Source organism: Stenotrophomonas veracruzanensis (assembly GCF_032911525.1).
Taxonomy (GTDB): Bacteria; Pseudomonadota; Gammaproteobacteria; order Xanthomonadales; family Xanthomonadaceae; genus Stenotrophomonas; species Stenotrophomonas africana.
On record NZ_JAWJTI010000070.1, the window covers coordinates 1 to 3,218 of the forward strand.

The window sequence follows — 3,218 nt, forward strand, 5'->3', positions numbered from 1 at the left end:
ATCCATGCCGCGGACACCCCCGCGAACCCGCCCCGCCCGACCTCTGACAGTTTCCGTGTGCTGCCAGCCACGGAAGAGAAAAAGAAAATCAGAAGCGGGTCGCGCGCAGCGCGCACTCGTTGTGGGGTCGGAGCCGTTTTCCGCAGGAAAACGGCTCCCACCCCTTCTTGTTTCCGTTCGACCCACCGCTTCTGAATCCAGTCGAGCAAGCGCCCCCGCCAAACACGCAGCAACCCAGAGCCATGAACCACGCTGTTGCTGTTGCCTTTGCCTGCGCTCTGGCTTGAAACGGGTGCCGGGCAGCGCCCGGCCGGGTATCCTTTCCCTCTGATGTCCGACCTTGTCCATGCCAGCCGCGAAGCCCTCAGCGACGGCGGCGCGCTCGCCTCGCACCTGGATGCCTTCGTCCCGCGTCCGGCACAGCTGCATCTGACCGAAGCCATCGCCGACGCGTTGCAGCAGCGGGACCTGCTGCTGGCCGAGGCCGGTACCGGCACTGGCAAGACCTTTGCCTATCTGGTGCCGGTGCTGCTGTCCGGGTTGCGCACCATCATCTCCACCGGTACCCGCGCGCTGCAGGACCAGCTCTACCACCGCGATCTGCCGCGGGTGCGCCAGGCACTCGGTGTCGGCCTGCGCAGTGCGCTGCTGAAGGGGCGCGCGAACTATCTGTGCCGCTATCGCCTGCAGCAGGCACGGGGCGAGCCGCGTTTTTCCAGCCCCGAACAGGCCGCGCAGTTCCAGCGGATCCTGGCCTGGTCCGGTCGTTCGGAGTTCGGTGACATCGCCGAACTGGAAGGCCTGGCCGATGACTCGCCGCTGCTGCCGATGGTCACCTCCACCGTCGACAATTGCCTGGGAACCGATTGCCCATTCTGGGACGACTGCTTCGTGGTGCGCGCGCGGCAACGCGCGCAGGCCGCTGACGTGGTGGTGGTCAACCATCACCTGCTGCTGGCCGATCTGGCACTGAAACAGGATGGCTTCGGTGAGTTGCTGCCAGGGGCGCAGGCCTTTGTCATCGACGAGGCACACCAGCTGCCCGAACTGGCAGCGCAGTTCTTCGGCGAAGGTTTTGGCATGCGTCCGTGGCAGGAACTGGGCCGCGACTGCCTGGCCGAGGCGCGCGGTGTAGGGGGCGCACAGTCGGCACTGCAGGAACCGGTCGACCAGTTGCAGCAGGCGCTGCTGGCGTTGCGTTCGGCGATGGAGGGCTTGCCGTCGCGTGGCACGCAATGGCGCGCGCTGGCAATGCCACAGGTGCGCGACGGATTCGATACGGTGATGGCGGGATTGGTGACCCTGGAGCAGGCACTGCAGCCGCTGCGCGAAGCGGCTGCGGGCCTGGATGCCTGCCATGCGCGGGCGCGCGAGGCGGTCTCGCGACTCAGTCGCTGGCTGGGCGATGATGAGCCCAGCCTCGACTTCGATACCGATCCGGCAGACACAGCCAATGCCGCTGATGTGCTCTGGTACGAGCTCACGCCACGTGGCTTCCGCTGCCAACGCACGCCGATGGATGTGTCCGGCCCGTTGCGCGAGCATCGTGAGCGCAGTCGCGCGGCATGGATCTTCACCTCGGCGACGTTGACCGTGGGCGGTGGCTTCGATCACATCGCCACCCGCCTGGGCCTGGACGACCCGCATACGCTGGTCCAGCCAAGCCCGTTCAACTGGCCGGAGCAGGCGTTGTGCTACCTGCCCGAAGGCCTGCCCGATCCGGCCGCGCGGGGCTTCGGCACCGCGCTGATCCAGACCCTGCGGCCGGTGTTGCAGGCGTCGCAGGGCAGGGCATTCCTGTTGTTCGCCTCGCACCGCGCATTGCGCGAGGCCGCCGAAGCACTGCGCGACGGACCATGGCCGTTGTTCGTTCAGGGCGAGGCACCGCGCGCGACGCTGTTGCAGCGCTTCCGCGAATCGGGCAATGGCGTGCTGCTGGGCTCGGCCAGTTTCCGCGAGGGCGTGGACGTGGTGGGCGAGGCGCTGAGCGTGGTGATGATCGACAAGCTGCCGTTCGCGGCACCGGACGATCCGGTGTACGAGGCACGGCTGGAGGCGATCCGCAGCCAGGGCGGCAATCCGTTCCGCGATGAGCAGCTGCCGCAGGCGGTGATTGCACTGAAACAGGGCGTTGGCCGCCTGATCCGCAGCGAGAGCGACCGTGGTGTGTTGGTGTTGTGCGACCCACGCCTGCTCAACCGCGGCTATGGTCGGGTCTTCCTCGATTCACTGCCGCCGTTCCGCCGTACCCGCAGCCTGGCCGATGTGCAGGCCTTCTTTACGCCACAATGGGCGCCCGTGGCCGATGATGCGGCTGCCCCGGTCGCTGTTGCGACCGGCCCCGAGCCGGCGCCCGGTGCCACGTTCCCCCTGTTCTGACCCGATCCGATGAAACTGCTCGCCTTTGAAACCGCCACCGAAGCCTGTTCCGTTGCCCTGCATGTCGATGGGCAGGTGCTGGAACGCTTCGAGATCGCCCCGCGCCGGCACGCTGAACTGAGCCTGCCGTGGGCCGAGGCGCTTCTGGCCGAAGCCGGCATCAGCCGCCGCCAGCTGGACGGCATTGCGCTCAGCCGCGGCCCCGGTGCGTTCACCGGCGTACGCCTGGCGATTGCCATTGCCCAGGGCATCGCACTGGCCCTGGACCGGCCGCTGCTGCCGGTCTCGACGCTGCAGGTGTTGGCGCTGCGCGCACCGGCGGAAGAAACGCAGATCCTGTCAGCGATCGATGCGCGGATGGGCGAACTCTACGTCGCCCGCTTCGAGCGCGTGGACGGCCTGCCGGTGGCGCGTGATGCCGAACGCGTCTGCGCACCGGCTGCGGTGGCGCTGCCGGAAGGGCTGTCGGCTTACGGTGTCGGTACCGGTTTCGGCGCGGCCGAGGGGGCACTGGTGACCCAGCTGGGCACCGGACTGCGCGGATTCGACGCCACGGCATTGCCGCGTGCGTCGGACGTGCTCGCACTGGCGGTGCCGGCGTTCGCGCGCGGCGAAGCCATTGCACCGGAGAAGGTCGAGCCGGCCTACCTGCGCGACAACGTGGCACTGACCCTGGTCGAGCAGCAGGCCGCGCGCGAGGCGAAGGCGAAGGTCAACGGCTGAGCCCCTCGTGGCCGAGGATCGGTAGAGTCGACTGTTAGTCGACTGCAACAGCCGCGCTTGGCCGGGCGGGGTGGGTTCGCGGGGGACGCCGTGAACCCGTCCCTGGGGGCTTATCC

At 68.2% G+C, this 3,218-nt stretch carries 2 protein-coding genes; both read left to right on the forward strand.

Annotated elements, in window-relative coordinates; translation table 11 throughout:
• Window positions 1-330 precede the first annotated feature (330 nt).
• Entirely contained in the window at window positions 331-2,379 is a 2,049-nt protein-coding gene (locus R1H25_RS20290) for an ATP-dependent DNA helicase (protein ID WP_099589863.1), read from the forward strand.
• Between the two features lie 9 nt (window positions 2,380-2,388).
• Window positions 2,389-3,102: a tRNA (adenosine(37)-N6)-threonylcarbamoyltransferase complex dimerization subunit type 1 TsaB gene (gene tsaB / locus R1H25_RS20295; RefSeq protein WP_317224469.1), complete on the forward strand. Its 714-nt coding sequence runs from the start codon at window positions 2,389-2,391 to the stop codon at window positions 3,100-3,102.
• The last annotated feature ends 116 nt before the right edge of the window (window positions 3,103-3,218 follow it).

Bases quoted from the DNA above. Each gene is read 5' to 3' on its own strand.
- R1H25_RS20290 (WP_099589863.1), top strand. From the start codon at position 331: ATGTCCGACCTTGTCCATGCCAGCCGCGAAGCCCTCAGCGACGGCGGC.
- tsaB (WP_317224469.1), top strand. From the start codon at position 2,389: ATGAAACTGCTCGCCTTTGAAACCGCCACCGAAGCCTGTTCCGTTGCC.